Here is an 18,341-nt window from a genome sequence, read left to right as displayed (position 1 = left end):
AAGCCGTCCTGCGGTTTTTGCCCGGAGGACGATGATCTGGCCTACTGCTTGAAGGTCGGAACGTCCATTTTAACGAATTCCGGCTTGAGCGTCTTCAGCCACTCGACCGAGCGCACGCCCGCCGGATTGGTGATCACCTTCGGATCAAAGATCATCATGTTGTCGAGCAGTTTGAAGTCATAGCCCGGGAAAGACTTGGTGACGCCGACGAGCTGCGCTTCCAGACCTTGGTTGTCCTCGGGCCTCAGCGTGATCGGCCGGCCGAAACCGGTCGCGAACTCGGTGCCGGAGGTTGCGTCTACGACCTGCTCCCGTGTCGGCCAGTTGCCGCCATTGGCCTTGATCGCCTTGTCATAGGCAGCTTGCAGCGCCGTGAAAGCCTGCGCCATGTGGTAGACGGGGTAAATCGGCCAGGCGCCGGTCTTTGCCTTGAATGCCTCGGCAAACGCCTTGAAGGCCGGATCGTTCTTCTTTTCAGGATGCAGGAACCAATGATCGCCACGCGCGCCGACGATCAGGCCTTCCGGCAGATCCTTGCCCAGTCGCTGGATGGAGGATTCGCCGATGCCCAACACGAAGGTCGACTGTTGCAGCAGGCCGCGTTGACCGGCCTGACGGACCAGCGTGTCGAGATCGCCGCCCCAGGAGGTGGTTAGAACGACATCCGGCCGCAATGCCAGTAAGCGCGAAACTTCGGTGGAATAGTCCGGCGCACCGAACTTCGGAAAAAGCTCCGCCAACACCTGAACGTCGGGCTTCAGCGCCTTCAATGCGGTGGAGAAGATCTCCCAGCTTTCGCGGCCCCACGCGTAGTCCTGATTGACGACCGCGATGGTCTTGAAGTCGGGCTTTGTCTTAAGGAGATAGACGAGCACCGCCAGCATCTCCGGCGTGCCGTTAGCCTGCGTGCGGAAATTGTAGCGATATTTCTTCGTCTCCAGAATAGAAGCCGCACCGCAATCCCACATAAAGTTCATGACTTTGAGGTCTTCGGCGACCGGGACAAGCTGATTGCAGCTGCCCGAGGAGATGGAGGCGAAAGTCACGTCGACCTTTTCGTCTTGCACCATGCGCCGGTAGTTCGAGACCAATGCCTCGCCGCCGGCGCCTTCATCGATGAAAGACAGTTTTACCGGTACACCGCCGATTCCGCCCTTCTTGTTGAGGTCTTCTGCAATCATCTCGGCCGCGGCCTTTGCCGGTACGCCGAATACGGAAGCCGGTCCCGACAGGAAAGTGGTGATACCGATCTTGATTTCCGGCGGCTTGCTCTGCGCAAGCGCAGCGCCCGTAAAAGCTGTGATGACTAGACCGGCTGCAACTGCGGCTTTCAGCAAAAGCATTTGAATCTCCCCATTTTTAACTTGCGTTGCCCGGGCGGCCATCGCGATTTTTCTTGCCGCGACGCTACTTATAATTCTGAAATATTGCCAGCACTTACTAGTTGCTGGGGTCGTGTCCCCGGTGGTGGTGTAGCTCGGTAGAGCAAAGCCGCCCGGATGCGCGCCTTCAAATAGCGCCGTAGCGGGCGGGCGGCTTTGCGGTGGTCACCGGCAGTTCTCCGGTAGGATCGGGTTGCGACACGCCAACGCAACCGAGGAACCACCGATGACCGAAGACATGATGAACCTGCGCACGCTCGTAGAGAAGACCCCCGACGCCGATCTGCTGCGCGAGATGATCGGCTTTGCCGCCCAGCGCCTGATGGAGCTGGAAGTGGAAGGCCAGACCGGGGCGGCCTACGAAGAGAACAGCCCCGAACGCCTGGCCCAGCGCAACGGCTACCGCGACCGGATCTGGGAGACCCGCGCCGGCGCGGTTGAGCTGCACATTCCCAAGCTGCGCGAGGGCTCCTACTTCCCGGGCTTCCTGGAGCCGCGACGCCTGGCCGAGAAGGCGCTCACCGCCGTGGTTCAGGAAGCCTATGTGCAGGGCGTCTCGACCCGCTCGGTGGACGACCTCGTCCAGGCCATGGGCATGACCGGCATCTCCAAGAGCGAGGTCAGCCGGCTGTGCGGCGAGATCGATGACAAGGTGAAGGCCTTCCTCGCCCGTCCGATCGAGGGCGACTGGCCGTATCTGTGGATCGACGCCACCTACGTGAAGGTGCGCCAGAATGGCCGCATCGTCTCAGTCGCGGTGATTGTCGCGGTTGGCGTCAATAGCGACGGCCGACGCGAGGTCCTCCGCATTGACATCGGCCCTTCCGAGGCCGAGACGTTCTGGACGGCGTTCCTGCGCAAGCTCGCCCGCCGCGGCCTGCGCGGCGTCAAGCTGGTCGTGTCCGACGCCCACGAAGGCATCAAGCCCACCGTGGCCAAGGTGCTCGATGCCAGCTGGCAGCGTTGCCGCGTCCACTTCATGCGCAACGCGCTGGCGCATGCCGGCAAGAGCGGGCGGCGCGTCGTTTCCGCCTTCATCGCCACCGCCTTTGCCCAGGACGACGCCGAGGCCGCGCGAACCCAGTGGCGCAAGGTCGCCGACCAGCTCCGCCCCAAGCTGCCCAAACTTGCCGGCTTCCTCGACGAGGCCGAGACCGATGTGCTCGCCTACATGACCTTTCCGCACAGCATCGGACCAAGCTGCACTCGACCAACCCGATCGAGCGTCTCAACGGCGAGATCAAACGGCGGACCGAGGTGGTCGGCATCTTCCCCAACGATGACGCCATCACTCGCCTCATCGGCGCGATCCTGCTCGAACAGAATGATGAATGGGCCGTCCAGCGTGCCCGCTACATGACACTGGAAACCATCGCGCCGTTGAGCGATGATCCGAGCGTCAGCATCACGGCTATCGCCAGCTGACCAGCCCGGCTCTCCAGCCGGCGAACGCGGTGACCCGCCGCCAGCTACACCACGCCACGGGACACGATCGGTTCTGGTGGGAAGGGCTTCCGCGGCTCGACAGTATATAATGAGATTGGTTCAGTATGCTCATGAACCTTACCGACCGTCCCACTTGCCCCCACTCGGAGCGGTTATCGACTGCGAAGCGTGAATGCGCGCTTGGCTACGTATGCCTCTGGAGAGAGAAGTGATGAATTTAAAGGGTGTCGTTGCACTCGCTTTCAAAGCGAACGCGCTGTCGCATCACCACTGTCCCCTGTGAGCCCTGCCGCGCATGCGATAGCAACCGTTCGACAGAGCCGTTTAGCAATTTCGAGTTCCGTTTTCCGCTTCTGCAGAATAGCTATCGCCATCGCAGAGCCAATAGTCGTCGAGCGGTTTGAAACCGTCAAAATTCACTGCCACCCCCACTGTCCAGTGGTGATCGAACCGGTCTCTGCCAATCGTCTCCACGGAAAAAGGTAATTTCTGCGGTTTGGGCTGGAGACTTTCGACGACTTCTCGCCAAGGTTGCCGGTTTCAGAGGAGCAGAGACTTTAGAGAGCCGCACAAAAATCCCGTAAAATGCGGCACTTTCAGCCAATACGGTCCCACTCTCTATAATTGAGTGACTGCTTGGCTGCGGCGGGAGGGATCGAACCTCCGAATGGCGGAATCAAAATCGCCGATGCACAAATCGGTCTATCGGCGCTTCGAGACGGGATCGGTTCTCCTCTATGACCGCATGGCGGCTTATTGGCCAGACAACATAAGAGTTCACATCGACTTCAAGCACTATTTCGGTGGAGGCGCTGCGCAGCTGCCCAATGCGTCGCTGATGAAATTGAACAGAAGTGGAAAAATGCCGGCTATGTCGGGCGGCTCTGATCTACATACAACATCAAGGAAGTGGTTCTGCCGGACGGCCTTCGAGTCGCCTTGGCCTCCGTCGAGACGGACAGAGTAGATCACAATGCCGAGAGTGGACTCGCCGGCTGGCCGTCAAGAACACCGTTTGAAAAACCGTTTTAGTCCGTCGGTCTCAAACGGTTTCTCTTGCTAAGGTCTTGATTTATTTGGTGGCGCACCAGGGCTCGAACCTGGGACCCGCTGATTAAGAGATAGCGACGGGTAGAGAACAATCAATGACTTACCGATCGCACCACTGGGTTTATCCGGCCGAAAACGGGCCTTCGTCGCAGGATCATAGTGCTCCCAGCATTGTCTATCAGCGGCACCTTGATGGTTCGCCAAATAAAATATCGATACTTCAGCGTAGACACCTGTGCTTACCAGAGTCAAAACGACGCGAGATCTCCGGTTTCCGCTGCGCGCTTGACCGCGTCGATCACCCTGAGCGTTTTTAGCCCTTCGCGCCCGCTCACCACAGGCGTGGCCGTGCCGCGGATAACGCCACAGAAATTTGCGATCTGCAGGCCAAGCGGGTCTTCTTTCTCGAACCTCAGCCGCTCGCGCTCGATCGGCGCCCACCAGCTGGCCTTGCTCGGGTGATGCCACAGATCGAGTTGCGGAATGGCCAGCGATGCCCTCGTGCCGCCGATCTGGTAGCAGGTCTCCAGCGTATGGCTGTAGGCCGGATTCTCTCCGGTGGTGAATTCCCAGCTCCAAGGCGACTGGATGGTATCGGAGACATTGACCGTTCCCAGCGCGCCGGACGCGAAGTGCAGGATGATCACCGCGGTCTCTTCGACCGCATTTCCACGCAGCCGATTGGATTGGGCAGCCTGTACCGCCACGATATCCCCGCACAGGTACCGCAGCAGGTCGACATCGTGGATGAGATTCACGAAAGCGGGACCCGCTCCTTTCTCGCGGCGCCAGGGCACTTCAAAATAATCGTCCGGCTTGATCAGCCAGAACATGCCATGCACTGACACGATCTGACCGAGCCTGCCGCTGTCGATCTCCGCCTTGGCGCGCTGGATCATCGGGTTGTGGCGACGGTGGTGGCCGGTTAGCAGCGGCACGCCCGCCCGCTCGGATGCTTCGACCAACGTCTGTGCCGCCACGATATCATCCGCTAACGGCTTCTCGATCAGGGCCGGGATGCCCGCAGCGATACAATCCATGCCGTTGGCCACGTGCATCTGGTTGGGGGTGGCGACAACCACCCCCTCCGGCCGGTTTTCAGAGATCATGTCCTGAACGGACGAAAACCAGTCCACCTTGAGCGATACCGCCAACTCCCGTGCAACCGGCATCGGATCGACGATTGACGATAAGACCGCCTCCGGCCGCGCGAGAATATGTTCAATGTGTCGCTTGCCGATGAGACCCGCTCCCATGACCGTCAGGCGGACGGGTGCACTCATACGATTCTATCCCTTCTCATCGAGCAGCTTGGCCAACCGACGCAAACCGAGCAGATAACCCTGAGTGCCGAAGCCTGCAATAACGCCATCAGCTCGTTTGGAAACGAACGAGCGGTGGCGGAATTCCTCGCGCTTGTGCACATTGGAAATGTGCACCTCGATTACTGTCCCCTCGAACGTGTTCAAAGCGTCTAGGATGGCGACCGAGGTATGGGTGAAAGCCGCGGGATTCATGACGATGCCGACAGCCGTCTCGCGCGCCTCGTGGATCCAGTCGATCAGCTCGTATTCCCTGTTCGACTGGTGAAAGCGCATCTCCAGAGCCAGCTCCGTGGCTAGCCCCCGACAATCTCGCTCCACATCCGCAAGCGTCTCGTGGCCATAGATGTGGGGCTGACGCTTGCCAAGCAAATTGAGATTTGGCCCGTTGAGGACGTAGACAAGACGGCTCATGGAATAACTCCGTTCAGTGATGGGCGAGGATCTCGCCAAGGAACTGCTTGGTGCGAGCGTGCTGCGGATTGCGGAAGAAAGCGTCGGGCACACCTTCTTCGATGATCTGCCCTTCAGCCATGAAGATGACACGGTCGGCAACCTGGCGGGCAAAACCCATTTCATGGGTGACGCAAATCATGGTCATGCCGTCGTTGGCGAGGCCGATCATCGTGTCGAGCACTTCCTTGACCATTTCCGGATCGAGAGCCGAAGTCGGTTCATCAAACAACATGACCTTGGGCTGCATGCAGAGAGCACGCGCGATCGCGACACGTTGCTGCTGACCGCCCGAGAGTTGCGCCGGATACTTCTCGGCCTGCTCGCCAATGCGCACCCGCTCGAGATATTTTCGCGCGCTCGCCTCCGCTTCGGTCTTGCTGATGCGGCGCGCGCGAATGGGCGCGAGCATGCAGTTCTGCAAGACCGTCATATGCGGAAAAAGGTTGAAGCTCTGAAAGACCATGCCGACGTCCTGGCGTACGACATCGATGGCTTTGATGCTGTCGTCAAACCGATGACCGTTCACCACGATACTGCCCTGCTGGATTGCCTCCAGGCGGTTGATACAGCGTATCAGCGTCGACTTGCCCGAACCGGACGGACCGCAAAGCACGATCTTTTCCCCTCTGCGCACAGTGAGGTCAACGTTGCGGAGAGCCTGATACCCGCCGTACCATTTCTGCACGCCCTTCATTTCGATCAGGATCTGGTCCTGCATGGATTCGGCCTCCGTTATCGGACGGCGGCCAACGCGCCCAGCGCGTCGGCCGCTTGCAGTGACTATTGAACTGTGAACGGAACGCCGGGGACCGAGTCGGGGAAGACCGGCACGGGCGCCTTCATCCACTTGGCGTAGAAAGCGGCCAATTTGCCATTGGACTTGATCTGGTCGACGAATTTGTTCGCCGTCTCGTTCCACTCCTTCGCTCCGAGGCGCGTGCAGGCCCCGTTGTACAAGGCGGTGAAGTGAAGCTTGGGCTCGAACCCAAGTTCCGGCTTTGCAGCGTTCAGACGCTGCGGGTAGAAGCTGTTTGCCCCGACCGCCTGCACCTGACCCGAGAGCAGTGCCTGGATCGTGGCCGCGTCATCATCAAACCTGCGGATTTCGGCGCCCGCAGGAGCATTATTGGTTACCTGGGTGTCCTGCGTGGAGGAGCGTGGGACGCCGATAACGTACTTCCCCATATCGGCGTTACTGTTGATCGGCGTTGCCTGGGCAGCGACAAGTGTAATCTCATTGGCAACATAGGGTTTGGAATATTGTACCACCTTCGCACGCTCGGGCAGCATGGCCATGGTCGCGAACAGAATGTCTACGCGGCCTGTGGTCAGCGCCGGAATACGATTGGCCACCGCCAGCGGGACGAACTCGGCCTTCACGCCGAGATATTCAGCGAAGGCACGCCCCATGTCGGCATCGATCCCATCCTGCTTTCCTGAGCTATCGACATAGCCCCAGGGCGGATTATCGCCCTGAATGCCGATGACGACGACGCCCTTCTTCTTCACGTCCTCCAGAGTGCCCGCCTGCGAGCCGCCTGCGACAACGATGGCCGACAGCGTCAGCAGCGTAACGCCGAGTTGGCGGCGATTGAGCGAAAACAACATGAGTATCTCCTCCTGGTGATGGCTGTGTTTGATTGAGTAGGTGCGCCGAACCTACCTTTGACCGGCCAGGGCGAGCCTGGCCTCCATCCGACTGCCCCACCACGAGAGTGGCCAGCAGAGGATGAAATACATCGCGCCGACCACACCGAAGACGAGCAACGGCTGGTAGGTCTGGTTCGACACGATTTGACCGGCGCGGGCGAGTTCGATGAAGCCGACGATGGCAGCGAGCGAGGTACCCTTGATGAGCTGCACGAGATAGCCAATGGTCGCCGGCAGCGCGATGCGAATGGCTTGCGGCAGCACGATGTCGCGCATGCGCGCGGAATAGTGTAGACCGAGCGCCATCGCGGCCTCGGTCTGACCGCGAGGCACGGCCTGGATTGCGCCGCGCCAGATCTCGCCCAGAAAAGCCGAGGCGTTGACGGTGAACCCAATCGCGACCGCAACGAATGCTGACAGCTTCAATCCGAGGAGCGCCAAGCCGTAATACACCACGAACAGTTGCAGCAGCAGCGGTGTCCCCTGGAAGATTCCGATATAGATCCGAACTATCCATTCCACGGTCGTGCGACCGCAGGTGCGCAACAATGCGACGACCAGGCCGGCGGTACAGCCACCGACGAATGCAACCAGCGTCAGGAGTACCGTCCATTGCAGACCACGCAGGAGGAAGCCGAACTCGGGAACGCCGAAATGCGGTGTCATGATCTGTGCTCCTCAGCGCGTCGGATATGAGAAGAAGCGGTGAGAGATGATTGCGAAGCCCGCCATCAGCAGCCAGGAGATCGCGAGGTAGAGGAAAGTGACGAAAAAATAGACCTCGAAGCTGCGGAATGTGTCGCTTTCGATTCGCTGCGCGACCGACGTCAATTCGTAAGCCGACACAGCCGAACAGATCGACGAGGTCAGCGTCAGCATGATGAACTGTCCCGTGAGCGAGGGATAGATCGCGCGAAGCGCGGGCTTGAGTACGATGGAACGGAATACCTGCCCTTTGTGCAGTCCGAGCGCGTAGCCAGCCTCGATTTGCCCTTTGTGAATCGATTGCACGCCGCCGCGGATGATCTCGATGGCGTACGCGCCTCCGTTGACGCCGAGTGCGATAATGGCCGTGGCGGTCGGATTGAGCTTTACCCCGACGAGCGGCAGTGCAAAGAACAGAAAGAAGATCTGCACCAGGAACGGCGTGTTGCGCACGATTTCGACGAAGCCGATCACGATGGCTCGCAACCAGGCCGCCTTCGCATCGCGGGCCGCGACGCCCGCGACGCCGATGATCATCGCGAGCGTCATGCCAGCAAGCGCCAAACCCAACGTCCCCACGCAACCCCACAGCAACGCGGGCATTGCGTGCCAAACCACCGAGAAATCGAGCGTGTAGCCCATCTTGCGTTTCCTCTCGGGCGTTGTGCGTACGGCTCGCCCATCGGCCGGATGTCATCCTCCCAGGGATGCGAAAGTTGCGACGAAGATGTCTGGATCAGGCGAGACGCCCGTGAACAGGCGGAATGCTTCGGTGCCCTGGAAGATCGCCATTCCGCCACCATCGACCGTGCGGCAGCCGAGGGTACGCGCCGCGCGCAGCAGCGCGGTCTCGAGGGGGAAGTAGATGATCTCAGCGACCCAGAGCCTGGAACACAGTATCGCCAGCGGCAGCGGCGTTCCCGGATACTTGTCCATGCCGATCGGCGTCGCGTTTACAATTCCGTCTGCGGCAGCCACGGCCGCTGCGACATCCCGGCCGACCCTCAAGCGCCCTTCTTCAAATCGAGAGGACAAGCCGTCGACCACGCTCTGCGCCTTGGCCGAGTCAACGTCTATGATGGTCAGTTCCTGCACGCCAAGCTTCATGAGCGCGAAAGCAACCGCCGCGCCCGCGCCACCTGCGCCCAATTGCACGACGCGACCGAGTGGTGCACCTTGCATGTTGCGGCGAAAATTCTCGGCAAAGCCGAACCAGTCGGTGTTGTGGCCGGTCATTCGGCCCTTCTTGACGACCACGGTGTTCACGGCGCCAAGCGCCTCGGCGTCGGGCGAAAGCTCGTCCAGCAGCGGAAGGATCGCCTGCTTGCAGGGATGGGTCACGTTCAATCCGTCAAAGCCCATCCGCCTTGCGGCCGTGAGCAGTTCCGGCAACGCTTCGACGCCGAGTTTCAACTCGGTCAAATCGATCTTCTTGTAGAGATAGCGGATGCCAGCGGCGTCGGCGGCCGCTTCGTGCATGGGCGGCGTGCGAGAGGCCGCGATGCCGCTGCCGATCAGGCCGACGAGAAAGCTGGGTTTTGGATGCATTATCGGCGTCGCCCGTCAGCTCAATGGGACAGTCAATTCGGCGATGACCTGGGCCGTGCTCGGTCGGACGCCACGCCACCAGACAAAGGCTTCCGCCGCCTGCTCCACCAGCATGCCGACGCCGTCAGCCAGCTTGGCCACGCCTTCGGCGCGGGCCGCTTGCAGAAAGGGAGTCAATCCTTTGCCATAGGCAAGTTCGTACGCCAGCTCCGCGCCATGCAAGACATTCCCCGGAAGCGGCGGCATTTCACCTCGCAGGCTGGCAGAAGTCGCGTTGACCACGACGTCATAGCCCTCGGCAAGGTCGGCCAGTTCAGCGTAGCCGCTGACGATCAGGGGACCACAGCCGGCAAACTCTTCGGCCAATGCCACAGCTTTCGACAGCGTTCGATTGACGAGAACCAGCTCGGACGGTTGCTGGTGCAGGAAAGGCAGCAACGCGCCGCGTGCCGCTCCCCCAGCGCCGAGCATCAGGACGCGCCGACCGACCATTTTGACGCCGAGGTTGGCAGTGATGTCACGCACCAGGCCGATTCCATCGAAATTCTCGGCGATGATCCGACCGCCGTCGAATTTCAGGCAGTTTGCGGCACCTGCCCGTCTGGCGCTCTCTGAAAGCTCATTTGCATAAGCGAGGGCATCGAGTTTGAACGGGGCGGTGATGTTCAGCCCCTTGGCGCCCTCTGTCCGGAATTGATCAACCCGTCCGCTGAAGCCATCGGTGGGCCCCTCGATGGCCTCATAGACGAGATCCTGTCCCGTCATTTTGGCGAAAGTGCCGTGGATGAGGGGTGATTTGCTGAAGCCGATCGGATTTCCGATCACCGCATAACGATCGCTCATCGCTCACTCCTGCACTGCAACTTCGTTGTAAAGCACGCCGTCGCGAACCATCGCGTCGACGGCTTCGGCCGACAGCCCCAGCGATGCGGCAATGCTGCGATTGTCCTGTCCAAGCAGCGGGGCCGGAGTGCGCACCGTGGTGTCGCAATCGGAGAACCGGAACGGCAGGTTCGGCAGCGTTACCTTGCCGAGCACGGGATGCTCCTGCTCCACCAGCATGCCGCGCGCATGGATCTGCGGATCCCTCACGACCTCTTCGATGGTCTGCACGGGAGCGGACGGCACACCTGCTTCCTCGAGTGCCGCAAGACACGCATCCCGAGACGGCTGTGATAGCGTCCAGTTGCGCACAATCTCCATGGCTTCAGCATAATGGGCGTTCCGCGCGGCGGGCTTGGCGAAACGCTCGTCCAATGCCAGCGTGTCTCCTCCAATCAGGCTCGCCAATCGTCGCCACGCATCATCGACTTGCGCAGCGATGACAAGATTGCCGTCCTTGGCCGGAAAGACCCCGTAAACGGTCGAGTCCGGCTGTCCGCTGCCGGTCTGCTTCGGCAGGTCAGCGCCGCCCGAGAGGAAGTAACGCTGAACCGCATAGTCGTGCATCGAGACCATGCAATCGTACAGCGCCAGATCGATATGTTGGCCGCGCCCGGACGACGCACGGCCAACCAGCGCCGCATTGATAGCAGCGACGCCATGAATGCCAGTGTACATATCGGCCAGCGGCATCCGCAGTAGCGGCGGCGGTTCGCCGGGATCGCCCAATTGCGCCAGCGCACCCGACATCGCCTCAGCGATCAAGCCGAAGCCCGGACGATCGGCATAGGGACCGGTATGGCCATAGGCGGAGACCGAGCAATAGATCAGCCTCGGATTCCGCGCCGATAGCGCTTTGTAGCCGAGCCCGAGACGTTCGAGTGCGCCGGGTCGGTAATTCTCGATGAAGACATCGGCCGTTTCGACCAGCTTCATCATCATATCGAGACCACGCTCGTCGCGCAGGTCGATGCAAAGTCCCTGCTTCCCCATATTCTGCTGCAGGAAATAGCCGGATTGTCCGTCCTTGAAATATCCATGGGCCCGGCCTGCGTCGCCGCCCTTTGGACGCTCCACCTTGATGACCTCCGCGCCCATCGCGGCGAGGCAACGGCCCATGAACGGACCCGCCAGGAAATGGCTATAGTCGATGACGCGAATGCCCTTGAGCGGCAGATCTCGCGCGGTCATCCCCGCTCTCCTCCGGCGCTGGTCTTCGGGCGCATCGGAATCATCAGTCGATGCTCACCTAGCTGAACGACCTCGCCGCGCTGATTGACGAGTTCCGAAGGCAGCACAACGATGCCCCACCCATCCCTCTTTGTGCCGCGCATTGAACCAACGCGGAACTTCACATGCACGGTGTCCCCGAGCTTGATCGGCAGCTTGAAATCCCACGTCCAGCCCAGCGACATTCCCGGAAGGAAGCGGTAGTCGGCACGGGTCTTCAAACCGTCAGCCAGCGACAGACCAAACAGCCCGTGCGCGACGCGCGTGCCGAACGGTGTGGTTTTGGCGTATTCCTCGTCGACATGGACCGGCGTGAAATCGCCCGTCAGTTCGGCGTAGGCATTTACCATTCCTTCTGTGACCGTCACCGGTGGCGTAACGCATTCATCGCCGACCTTGGCATCGTCCCAGTAGCGCTCATCTGTCATATCGCGTCTTCCTCTAGGCACGGGGATTGATCGCCAGGGCGGCTTCCACGGCGCCTGCGCTGGCTTGCAAGATTTCGACGTTGAGCCCGCCCGGCAGCTCGAGCCAGTTCGGCCCGGCGGGCAACGCCTTGGCGCCCCAGGCGGCGGCACGGGTGAGTACACCTTCGTAATCGTCGACCATGATGCCGAGATGGGCGAGACGCCCCTCTGGTCCGACGAAATTCGGATCTTCAATGAGTTGCACGCTTCCGAGCACCCAAACCTGACGCGGGCGCGTACCATCGGCGGGTTGCTCATCGCGATTGGCGAGACCAAGCACCTCACGAAAGAAGTCGACGTGACGATCAACGTCCGGCACACGAATCGCGACGTGTTCGACATAAGCGCGGGGCAATGACATTGTCTCAAGACCTTCCAGGATAGTCGCTGCGGGCGTATTCGATGCCTTTGACCAGCGCGACGAGGGTGGAATTGACGGGGGTCGGCACGTTGAGCCTGGCGCCCCAACGCACGACGGAGCCGTGGATGTAGTCAACCTCGGTCAGATTGCCGGACTGCAAGCTCTGCAGCATCGACGTCTTGAACTCGGGCGGAAGTCCGGCGGACGCCATCGTCCAGGCGCGTCGCGGATCGGTAATCGAGATCTTCACGCCGGCAGCTTGCGCGACCGAGATGCCCTCCGAGATTGCGGCCAGCGCGCAATCTTCCAGAACCGGTAGCGAATACAGGCCGCCATAAGTCAGCCCGGTAACTGCGGTAATTCCTCCTCCGGCGACGTTGATGAACAACTTGTCCCACATCGTGCCCAAGATATTGTCGCTGAGCAGCGTGAGAATGCCGGCACGATTAAAGGTCTCGGAGATTCGCTGCGCACGTTCTGTCAAGCGCCCATCAAGCTCGCCGATGATGGTCTCCTTGCCGACGACCCCGGAACGAACATGCCCAGGGCCGAGCAGCACACCGCCGACGTAGGTCTTGCCCGCCATGACCCGGTCACGACCAACCTCCTCCGACAGGATGTCCTCGTGACCAAGACCGTTCTGAAGCGACATCACGACCGTCCGGGGCCCGATGATCGGCGCCGCGGCACGGATGGCATCCCGCGTGTGGTAGGATTTGACGAGGATAATGACGAGGTCCGCTTCTACGCCGACCTGAGCCGCGGAGGTGCAAGCAGTGACCTTCACGACGGTCTCGGCGCCATCTTCGAGTATCCGCAGGCCACCTGCATTGATTGCGCCGACATGGGCCTGGAACGGATCGATCAGCCAGACCTCGGCCCCGCCGCACGCCAGCGTACCGCCGATGGTCGAGCCCAAGGCTCCCGCTCCGATAAAGCAGATCCTCATCCGAACGCTTCTCCCGCGCCATTCTCGGAGTCGGGAGCGTGCTAGCAGGCTGCCCTGTATTTGGATATGCTATGATCCTTATATCCATTATTGTAGCTCGCAATGAAGCATCAGGACCTTTCCGAGACGAGCCTGCTGGAGCCGCGCCTCCTCCGGCTCTTTGACGCACTGTTCGCCACGGGCAGCGTCACCAAAGCAGCCGAGAGGCTCGGTCAAAGCCAGCCGACCATTTCAATCTGGTTGGCGCGCCTGCGAAAGGAGTTGGACGATCCGCTCTTCATTCGGTCAGCGAAGGGCATGCTGCCGACGCCGCGCGCCGAGGCTCTCATCGGCACCGCGAGGCAGGCGCTGGAAATGTTGCGTCGCCTTGCCGAGCTTCGCACCGACTTCGATCCGACAACCGCAAAGCGCCGTTTTGCCATCTGCATGACGGACGGAAGCCACGTCACGCTGCTTCCGTCCATTCTCGCCCACGTCCGCCGTGTTGCCCCAGGCGTTCGTATCGAGGCGACACAGATCGGCGCCGACACCCCACGCATGCTGCAATCCGGTGAAGCCGATGTGGCGCTCGGCTACATCTCGGATCTCGATGCTGGACACTTCCAACAGGCGCTGTTTCCGCAGGATTGGGTATGCCTTGCGAACGCAAAACATGCCCGGATCCGCGACCGCATCACGGCAAAGGATTTCAGGCGTGAGGCACACGTCCTCATTCGCTCCGGCACCGGGCATCAGTTGCTCGCCGCTGCGCTGCAGGAGCAGAAATTAGTCCTAGACGTTGGGCTGGAGCTACCCGGCTTTTTGGGGTTGCCTGCAATCGTCGGGACGACTGACCTGATCGCCACCCTTCCAAGGCACATTGGTGAAACGCTGGCTCACTATTACGGACTGCGCGTGCTCGACTGCCCGCTGGCAATCGCCGGATTTACGGTGAAGCAATACTGGCACGCCCGCTTCCATCATGACCCGGCAAGCCAATGGCTGCGTGGCGTCTGCGCGGAGCTCTTTCAACAGCAGGAAGTGCGGGGTCTATATCGTTCCGGTCGGCCAAGGAAACGAAAGCCACGCGATTTGCAGTCGTAATGGTCCCCGGTAGCGGGGCAACGACCGCGCCCGAGGCCACCGGCCGGGCCGACTGCGGCACGGCTGCAATTCCGCACATGCGCATCTGGACCGGTTGTCCGCTTCGTTCGCCGTAGCCCCCTATTCTACGATGAGGGCAAAACAGGCCTGCCCGACCAGCTTCCGCGGTATATGTTCGGATGGAAGCCTCGGAGATAAGCCAGCATGGCCACGCCGTTTAGTTCGATTCTGGACCGAGCCTTAAAATCTGTGTTTCCAAACGCGCCCAAAGTGAAACTGCTTACCGAATGAACTCAACAGCTTGACATCTGGCTGGGGCGGGAGGGATCGAACCTCCGAAGCACTCCTACGTAACCCTATGAAAAATCGTGCTTTTCACGCTGCCTTGCTGAGGCTGTAATACACGTCCGTGAGACAATGCGCAAGACGCGCCGCCAATCGATTGTCTTGGTCCGTTGCACCCACCTTGTCGTCCCTAATGCCGTCGGCTGTTCAATCTGGCATGGCGAACTCCGATCCGAATTCGTGGCCGAGAACAGTAATCGGCACCGCGCGTACGAACTGTGTGTTGTGGCTGAGACAAACGAGGACCTAGAACGACAACCCGCGCAAATTCTAGATGCGAATTTATCGCACGCTAAGTTACACCTCACGCATCCTGCGCTCCTCGCCGTGCCTGCCGGCCGCCCGGGCGTTTCGCTCTTGCCCAACACAACGATACAAGTTGGGGGTAGTAACGGGGGGCGTCGGCGAGCACCCGCCTACGGCGACACCGATTCAAGAGTATGAGGAGTGACCTTTGGCTGGATCGCGGACCCATCATTTGCCGGTGCGCAGGGGGCGCCCGCCCCCGCGTGATCCTAGGTGGATTCGGGGCCAACTCGCAGACGGCTCCGCCGCACGGCGGCTGAAGGGGCCGCTCGCTGCGGACGCGCCCTCAGAGGTCCTGGATGGCAGCCCAATCATGTTGGGGACGACGGACCTGTGGGGATGCCTGACCCTCAACGCCTGCGGCAGTTGCTCATCCAAAAGGCACGGCGGCTGACGGCATAGCCAACCCGCTCCCGAGAAGTTTCTGCAGGCAAACTCCTCAGGCTTCGGAAATCTTGTGGAGTAATGAGGCTTGGTGTCCTTCTTGAAATTCCTTGGCTGCTCACTAGTTGCTTGTCGCCCTTCGCCGGCGTTTGGCTCAGACACCCAGCGGCGCAACGCCATTGGAGGTGTATTGGGACTGATACCATTTGACCCCTGCTCCCGCTGTATCGGGAGGATTCTATGCCGAACAAGATCCCAAATGTCAGACAATCCGGCAGTGGGTGTGGCGACCGGCAAGACGCGCTACGCGCTTCGGCGAGTGCCGTCGCCAGAAAGCCACCTCAACCTGCGGCCGCAAAAGGCCTAGCGGCCGAGGAGAGCGTGCAGGTCGAACTTGCGATCGCTATACGCGACCGAGCGAGGTTCTGCGCGACCCGACATTATGCGAGGAGCAGAAGCGAGATCTGCTCCGCCGGTGGGCGTTAGACGCATACCGCCTCGTAGCGTCCGCGAAGCAAGGCATGCAGTCGGATGCGGCCTCGGAGCTCAATGAGGCCATTGATGCGCTGATCGATCTCGACGGCGGCACGGCTCCCTTGTCCAAGCTTCCGACCGTATGCTCTGCAAGACCCGGAGAAAGTGCACGGGCTGCGTGATGCGGAAGCCCGTCCGCCGTCCGATCCGCGCAGTTCACTGAGCTCCGCGCGCCTGAACCGGTTCCAATTTCGAGCACCTTGTCCGTGGACTTCAGTGCGGCCGCTTCGGTCATCAGCGCGACAATGTAGGGCTGGGAGACAGTCTGGGCGTGCGCGATCGGCGGCGCGCCGTCCTCATCGCGCCGGCGAGGCCGATGCCGCTCGTGCCGCGAGCAAGAGATCGAGGAGTTCCAGCACAGGGGCGTCAAGCGCATTATCGATTACCTCGCAGATGAATTCAGGAAAGAAAGTGGCATCGAGCTGCGGAACGACCGCCTGGCGTTACAGCGTCTCAAGGACGCTGCGGAGAAGGCCAAAATCGAGCTGTCGAGTAGCACAGAGACAGATGTCAATCTCCCGTTCATCACCGCGGACCAGCACGGACCCAAGCACCTCAACATCAGGCTGACGCGAGCCAAGCTGGAGGCGATCGTCGACGACCTCATCCAGAAAACCATTCCACCATGCCGGGCTGCCCTGAAGGACGCCGGTCTGGAGCCTGGTCAGATCGATGAAGTCGTGCTGGTTGGCGGCCAGACCCGCATGCCCAAGGTGCAGGAGACCGTCCAGGCCTTGTTCGGGCGCGAGCCGCATAAGGGCGTCAACCCCGACGAGGTCGTGGCCATCGGGGCCGCCATTCAAGCCGGCGTGCTGCAGGGTGACGTGAAGGACGTGCTGCTGCTCGACGTCACTCCCCTGTCCCTGGGTATCGAGACGCTCGGCGGCGTGATGACGAAGCTGATCAACCGCAACACCACAATTCCCGCAAAACGCAGCCAGGTGTTCTCGACGGCAGAGGACAATCAGAATGCCGTCACGGTACGTGTGTTCCAGGGCGAACGCGAGCTGGCGGCCGACAACAAGCTGTTGGGGCAATTCGACCTCGTAGGAATTCCACCCGAGATGCTGTGGCCCTCGAAGACGTCCAGCAGGGTGGTAGGGCCATGTTGACGATGAGCGCATCATACCAATGCGCCGTCCATCGAGCAGGATGCCAGTCTCGAAATTCTTCCGCGGCGACCAGCGCATCTGCTACGCGAACAAGGAATTCGAAACGCTCTTCGGCCAGGACGCGAAAGACTGCGCCGGCAAGGGCTGGTCGATCCTGGCCGGGTTCACGGACGAAAGCGATCCGAACGTCTCGCTGGATCTGGCCGTGCCGAAGGACGGAGGAGAGTTTCTCGGCACCTTCCGGGCGGAGCGGCCTAGACCGCTCCTGGTCGAGGCCTTCTCCGGTCTCATTCAAAACGAGGACGGGACCGAGAACTATCGCATCGCGGCGCTGATCGACATCACCGACAGGGCGCGTGCCGAGCGTGAGGAGTATGCGCGCCGGATCCGCGACAAGGACATCCTGCTGCGCGAGCTGCAGCACCGCGTGAAGAACAATCTTCAGTTGATCGTCGCCCTCATACGGCTCGAAGCACGCAACGAAAGACGGGGCGAGAGGGTCGACTTGCACACGCTGGCCGGCCGCATCGAATCCCTGCATCTGCTCTATCAGGCCCTGTCGAACGAGGCCGCCGGCGACGAGGTCGATCTGGGCCATTACCTCAGCCAGATCGCCGCCGCGGTCATGAACACCTGCGCCGTCCAGGGAATTCGGCTCGAGCAGAAGACGGAGTATGCCCCGGTTTCGGTCAACACCGCGCGGTCGGTGGGGCTCGTTGTGAACGAGGTGCTGACCAACTCCTTCAAATATGCCTTCGAAGGCCGCGGCCACGGCGTGATCACGATCGAATGTCTGCGCCAGAGCGAAGACCGGTATCGCGTGGTCATCGCGGACGACGGAGTCGGGTTGCCTGAGGGCATTACATGGCCGATCCCGGGAAAGATCGGCGCGCTGATCGTGCAGACCTTGAGGGAAAACGCGAAACCGGACTTCAAGGTCGAGTCCGCGCCGAACAAGGGCGTTCAAGTGACGATGAACGTCGCTCGACGGGCGATTGCGTGATAACGAGCTGTCGGCCCGCTTGCGGGCAATTTCCCGGGTGATCAGGCGCTTCGGCGCGAGCGACTCCGCGACGGGTCTTCGCGGCCTGCCGAGCGACTCCCGGAAGCGAGCAGCATCAGAAAGAGC

Annotated in this window: 16 protein-coding genes and 2 pseudogenes; 4 read left to right on the top strand and 14 right to left on the bottom strand. The window is 61.0% G+C overall.

Annotated features, from left to right (window positions below; translation table 11 throughout):
* Positions 1-41 precede the first annotated feature (41 nt).
* Entirely contained in the window at positions 42-1,385 is a 1,344-nt protein-coding gene (locus BcanWU425_RS12015) for an ABC transporter substrate-binding protein (RefSeq protein WP_231190471.1), read from the bottom strand.
* 223 nt (positions 1,386-1,608) lie between these two features.
* Between BcanWU425_RS12015 and BcanWU425_RS12010 the strand changes: the two are divergent.
* Positions 1,609-2,807 (top strand): annotated as a pseudogene (locus tag BcanWU425_RS12010) (IS256 family transposase).
* A gap of 1,319 nt (positions 2,808-4,126) precedes the next feature.
* Here BcanWU425_RS12010 and BcanWU425_RS12005 read toward each other — a convergent pair.
* The 12 genes from BcanWU425_RS12005 to BcanWU425_RS11950 all read right to left on the bottom strand — a co-directional run bounded on the left by BcanWU425_RS12005 (position 4,127) and on the right by BcanWU425_RS11950 (position 13,448).
* On the bottom strand, positions 4,127-5,161 hold the full coding sequence (locus BcanWU425_RS12005; protein WP_204511987.1) for a Gfo/Idh/MocA family protein: 1,035 nt from the start codon (positions 5,159-5,161) through the stop codon (positions 4,127-4,129).
* A gap of 6 nt (positions 5,162-5,167) precedes the next feature.
* Positions 5,168-5,614 carry a type II 3-dehydroquinate dehydratase gene (aroQ, locus tag BcanWU425_RS12000; RefSeq protein WP_018460420.1) on the bottom strand — a complete coding sequence of 149 codons (447 nt, stop codon included), beginning with the start codon at positions 5,612-5,614 and terminating at the stop codon, positions 5,168-5,170.
* A gap of 13 nt (positions 5,615-5,627) precedes the next feature.
* A complete protein-coding gene (locus BcanWU425_RS11995) occupies positions 5,628-6,374 on the bottom strand; it encodes an amino acid ABC transporter ATP-binding protein (protein ID WP_018460421.1) in 747 nt (248 codons plus the stop codon).
* 62 nt (positions 6,375-6,436) lie between these two features.
* Positions 6,437-7,264, bottom strand: coding sequence for a transporter substrate-binding domain-containing protein (locus BcanWU425_RS11990; RefSeq protein WP_204511988.1), 828 nt, complete (start codon positions 7,262-7,264; stop codon positions 6,437-6,439).
* A gap of 51 nt (positions 7,265-7,315) precedes the next feature.
* The gene (locus BcanWU425_RS11985) at positions 7,316-7,972 is read right to left on the bottom strand and encodes an amino acid ABC transporter permease (RefSeq protein ID WP_018460423.1); all 657 of its coding nucleotides are present in this window, start codon (positions 7,970-7,972) and stop codon (positions 7,316-7,318) included.
* A gap of 12 nt (positions 7,973-7,984) precedes the next feature.
* Complete coding sequence (locus BcanWU425_RS11980; RefSeq protein ID WP_007601261.1) at positions 7,985-8,653, bottom strand: amino acid ABC transporter permease; 669 nt, start codon at positions 8,651-8,653, stop codon at positions 7,985-7,987.
* Between the two features lie 51 nt (positions 8,654-8,704).
* Positions 8,705-9,559: a shikimate dehydrogenase gene (locus BcanWU425_RS11975; RefSeq protein ID WP_204511989.1), complete on the bottom strand. Its 855-nt coding sequence runs from the start codon at positions 9,557-9,559 to the stop codon at positions 8,705-8,707.
* Positions 9,560-9,574: 15 nt separating this feature from the next.
* Positions 9,575-10,402 carry a shikimate dehydrogenase gene (aroE, locus tag BcanWU425_RS11970; protein ID WP_204511990.1) on the bottom strand — a complete coding sequence of 276 codons (828 nt, stop codon included), beginning with the start codon at positions 10,400-10,402 and terminating at the stop codon, positions 9,575-9,577.
* Positions 10,403-10,405: 3 nt separating this feature from the next.
* Complete coding sequence (locus tag BcanWU425_RS11965; protein WP_204511991.1) at positions 10,406-11,632, bottom strand: CaiB/BaiF CoA transferase family protein; 1,227 nt, start codon at positions 11,630-11,632, stop codon at positions 10,406-10,408.
* Positions 11,629-12,099, bottom strand: coding sequence for a MaoC family dehydratase (locus tag BcanWU425_RS11960; protein ID WP_085350536.1), 471 nt, complete (start codon positions 12,097-12,099; stop codon positions 11,629-11,631). Before BcanWU425_RS11960 ends, BcanWU425_RS11965 begins: the two co-directional genes overlap by 4 nt.
* Positions 12,100-12,112: 13 nt before the next feature.
* A complete protein-coding gene (locus BcanWU425_RS11955; protein ID WP_026234029.1) occupies positions 12,113-12,499 on the bottom strand; it encodes a VOC family protein in 387 nt (128 codons plus the stop codon).
* Between the two features lie 4 nt (positions 12,500-12,503).
* Complete coding sequence (locus BcanWU425_RS11950) at positions 12,504-13,448, bottom strand: ketopantoate reductase family protein (RefSeq protein WP_204511992.1); 945 nt, start codon at positions 13,446-13,448, stop codon at positions 12,504-12,506.
* Positions 13,449-13,550: 102 nt separating this feature from the next.
* On the opposite strand from BcanWU425_RS11950, the gene BcanWU425_RS11945 reads away from it, so the two are divergent.
* Entirely contained in the window at positions 13,551-14,531 is a 981-nt protein-coding gene (locus BcanWU425_RS11945; protein ID WP_204511993.1) for a LysR family transcriptional regulator, read from the top strand.
* A 1,438-nt stretch (positions 14,532-15,969) separates the two neighbouring features.
* Here the strand turns inward: BcanWU425_RS11945 and BcanWU425_RS37690 are convergent.
* Complete coding sequence (locus tag BcanWU425_RS37690; RefSeq protein ID WP_247777214.1) at positions 15,970-16,335, bottom strand: hypothetical protein; 366 nt, start codon at positions 16,333-16,335, stop codon at positions 15,970-15,972.
* Positions 16,336-16,471: 136 nt separating this feature from the next.
* On the opposite strand from BcanWU425_RS37690, the pseudogene BcanWU425_RS11935 reads away from it, so the two are divergent.
* Positions 16,472-17,161: pseudogene (locus BcanWU425_RS11935) on the top strand (Hsp70 family protein); the annotation flags it as partial.
* 91 nt (positions 17,162-17,252) lie between these two features.
* Positions 17,253-18,215 (top strand): sensor histidine kinase, encoded by a 963-nt coding sequence (locus BcanWU425_RS11930; protein WP_204511994.1) that lies wholly within the window; start codon positions 17,253-17,255, stop codon positions 18,213-18,215.
* The last annotated feature ends 126 nt before the right edge of the window (positions 18,216-18,341 follow it).

The sequence above is a fragment of the Bradyrhizobium sp. WU425 genome, from assembly GCF_021052305.1.
In the GTDB taxonomy this organism is placed as follows: Bacteria; Pseudomonadota; Alphaproteobacteria; order Rhizobiales; family Xanthobacteraceae; genus Bradyrhizobium; species Bradyrhizobium canariense_D.
Note: the sequence above shows the minus strand (reverse complement) of the source record. Positions and strands in the feature narration are given on the sequence as shown.

What these genes read in the sequence shown, in the direction of transcription:
- BcanWU425_RS11965 (WP_204511991.1), bottom strand. Translation starts at nt 11,632, where the DNA reads ATGACCGCGCGAGATCTGCCGCTCAAGGGCATTCGCGTCATCGACTAT.
- BcanWU425_RS11975 (WP_204511989.1), bottom strand. Translation starts at nt 9,559, where the DNA reads ATGCATCCAAAACCCAGCTTTCTCGTCGGCCTGATCGGCAGCGGCATC.
- BcanWU425_RS11945 (WP_204511993.1), top strand. Translation starts at nt 13,551, where the DNA reads ATGAAGCATCAGGACCTTTCCGAGACGAGCCTGCTGGAGCCGCGCCTC.
- BcanWU425_RS11930 (WP_204511994.1), top strand. Translation starts at nt 17,253, where the DNA reads ATGCCAGTCTCGAAATTCTTCCGCGGCGACCAGCGCATCTGCTACGCG.
- BcanWU425_RS11995 (WP_018460421.1), bottom strand. Translation starts at nt 6,374, where the DNA reads ATGCAGGACCAGATCCTGATCGAAATGAAGGGCGTGCAGAAATGGTAC.
- BcanWU425_RS11980 (WP_007601261.1), bottom strand. Translation starts at nt 8,653, where the DNA reads ATGGGCTACACGCTCGATTTCTCGGTGGTTTGGCACGCAATGCCCGCG.
- aroE (WP_204511990.1), bottom strand. Translation starts at nt 10,402, where the DNA reads ATGAGCGATCGTTATGCGGTGATCGGAAATCCGATCGGCTTCAGCAAA.
- BcanWU425_RS11950 (WP_204511992.1), bottom strand. Translation starts at nt 13,448, where the DNA reads ATGAGGATCTGCTTTATCGGAGCGGGAGCCTTGGGCTCGACCATCGGC.
- BcanWU425_RS11960 (WP_085350536.1), bottom strand. Translation starts at nt 12,099, where the DNA reads ATGACAGATGAGCGCTACTGGGACGATGCCAAGGTCGGCGATGAATGC.
- BcanWU425_RS12005 (WP_204511987.1), bottom strand. Translation starts at nt 5,161, where the DNA reads ATGAGTGCACCCGTCCGCCTGACGGTCATGGGAGCGGGTCTCATCGGC.
- BcanWU425_RS37690 (WP_247777214.1), bottom strand. Translation starts at nt 16,335, where the DNA reads ATGACCGAAGCGGCCGCACTGAAGTCCACGGACAAGGTGCTCGAAATT.
- aroQ (WP_018460420.1), bottom strand. Translation starts at nt 5,614, where the DNA reads ATGAGCCGTCTTGTCTACGTCCTCAACGGGCCAAATCTCAATTTGCTT.
- BcanWU425_RS12015 (WP_231190471.1), bottom strand. Translation starts at nt 1,385, where the DNA reads ATGGCCGCCCGGGCAACGCAAGTTAAAAATGGGGAGATTCAAATGCTT.
- BcanWU425_RS11955 (WP_026234029.1), bottom strand. Translation starts at nt 12,499, where the DNA reads ATGTCATTGCCCCGCGCTTATGTCGAACACGTCGCGATTCGTGTGCCG.
- BcanWU425_RS11985 (WP_018460423.1), bottom strand. Translation starts at nt 7,972, where the DNA reads ATGACACCGCATTTCGGCGTTCCCGAGTTCGGCTTCCTCCTGCGTGGT.
- BcanWU425_RS11990 (WP_204511988.1), bottom strand. Translation starts at nt 7,264, where the DNA reads ATGTTGTTTTCGCTCAATCGCCGCCAACTCGGCGTTACGCTGCTGACG.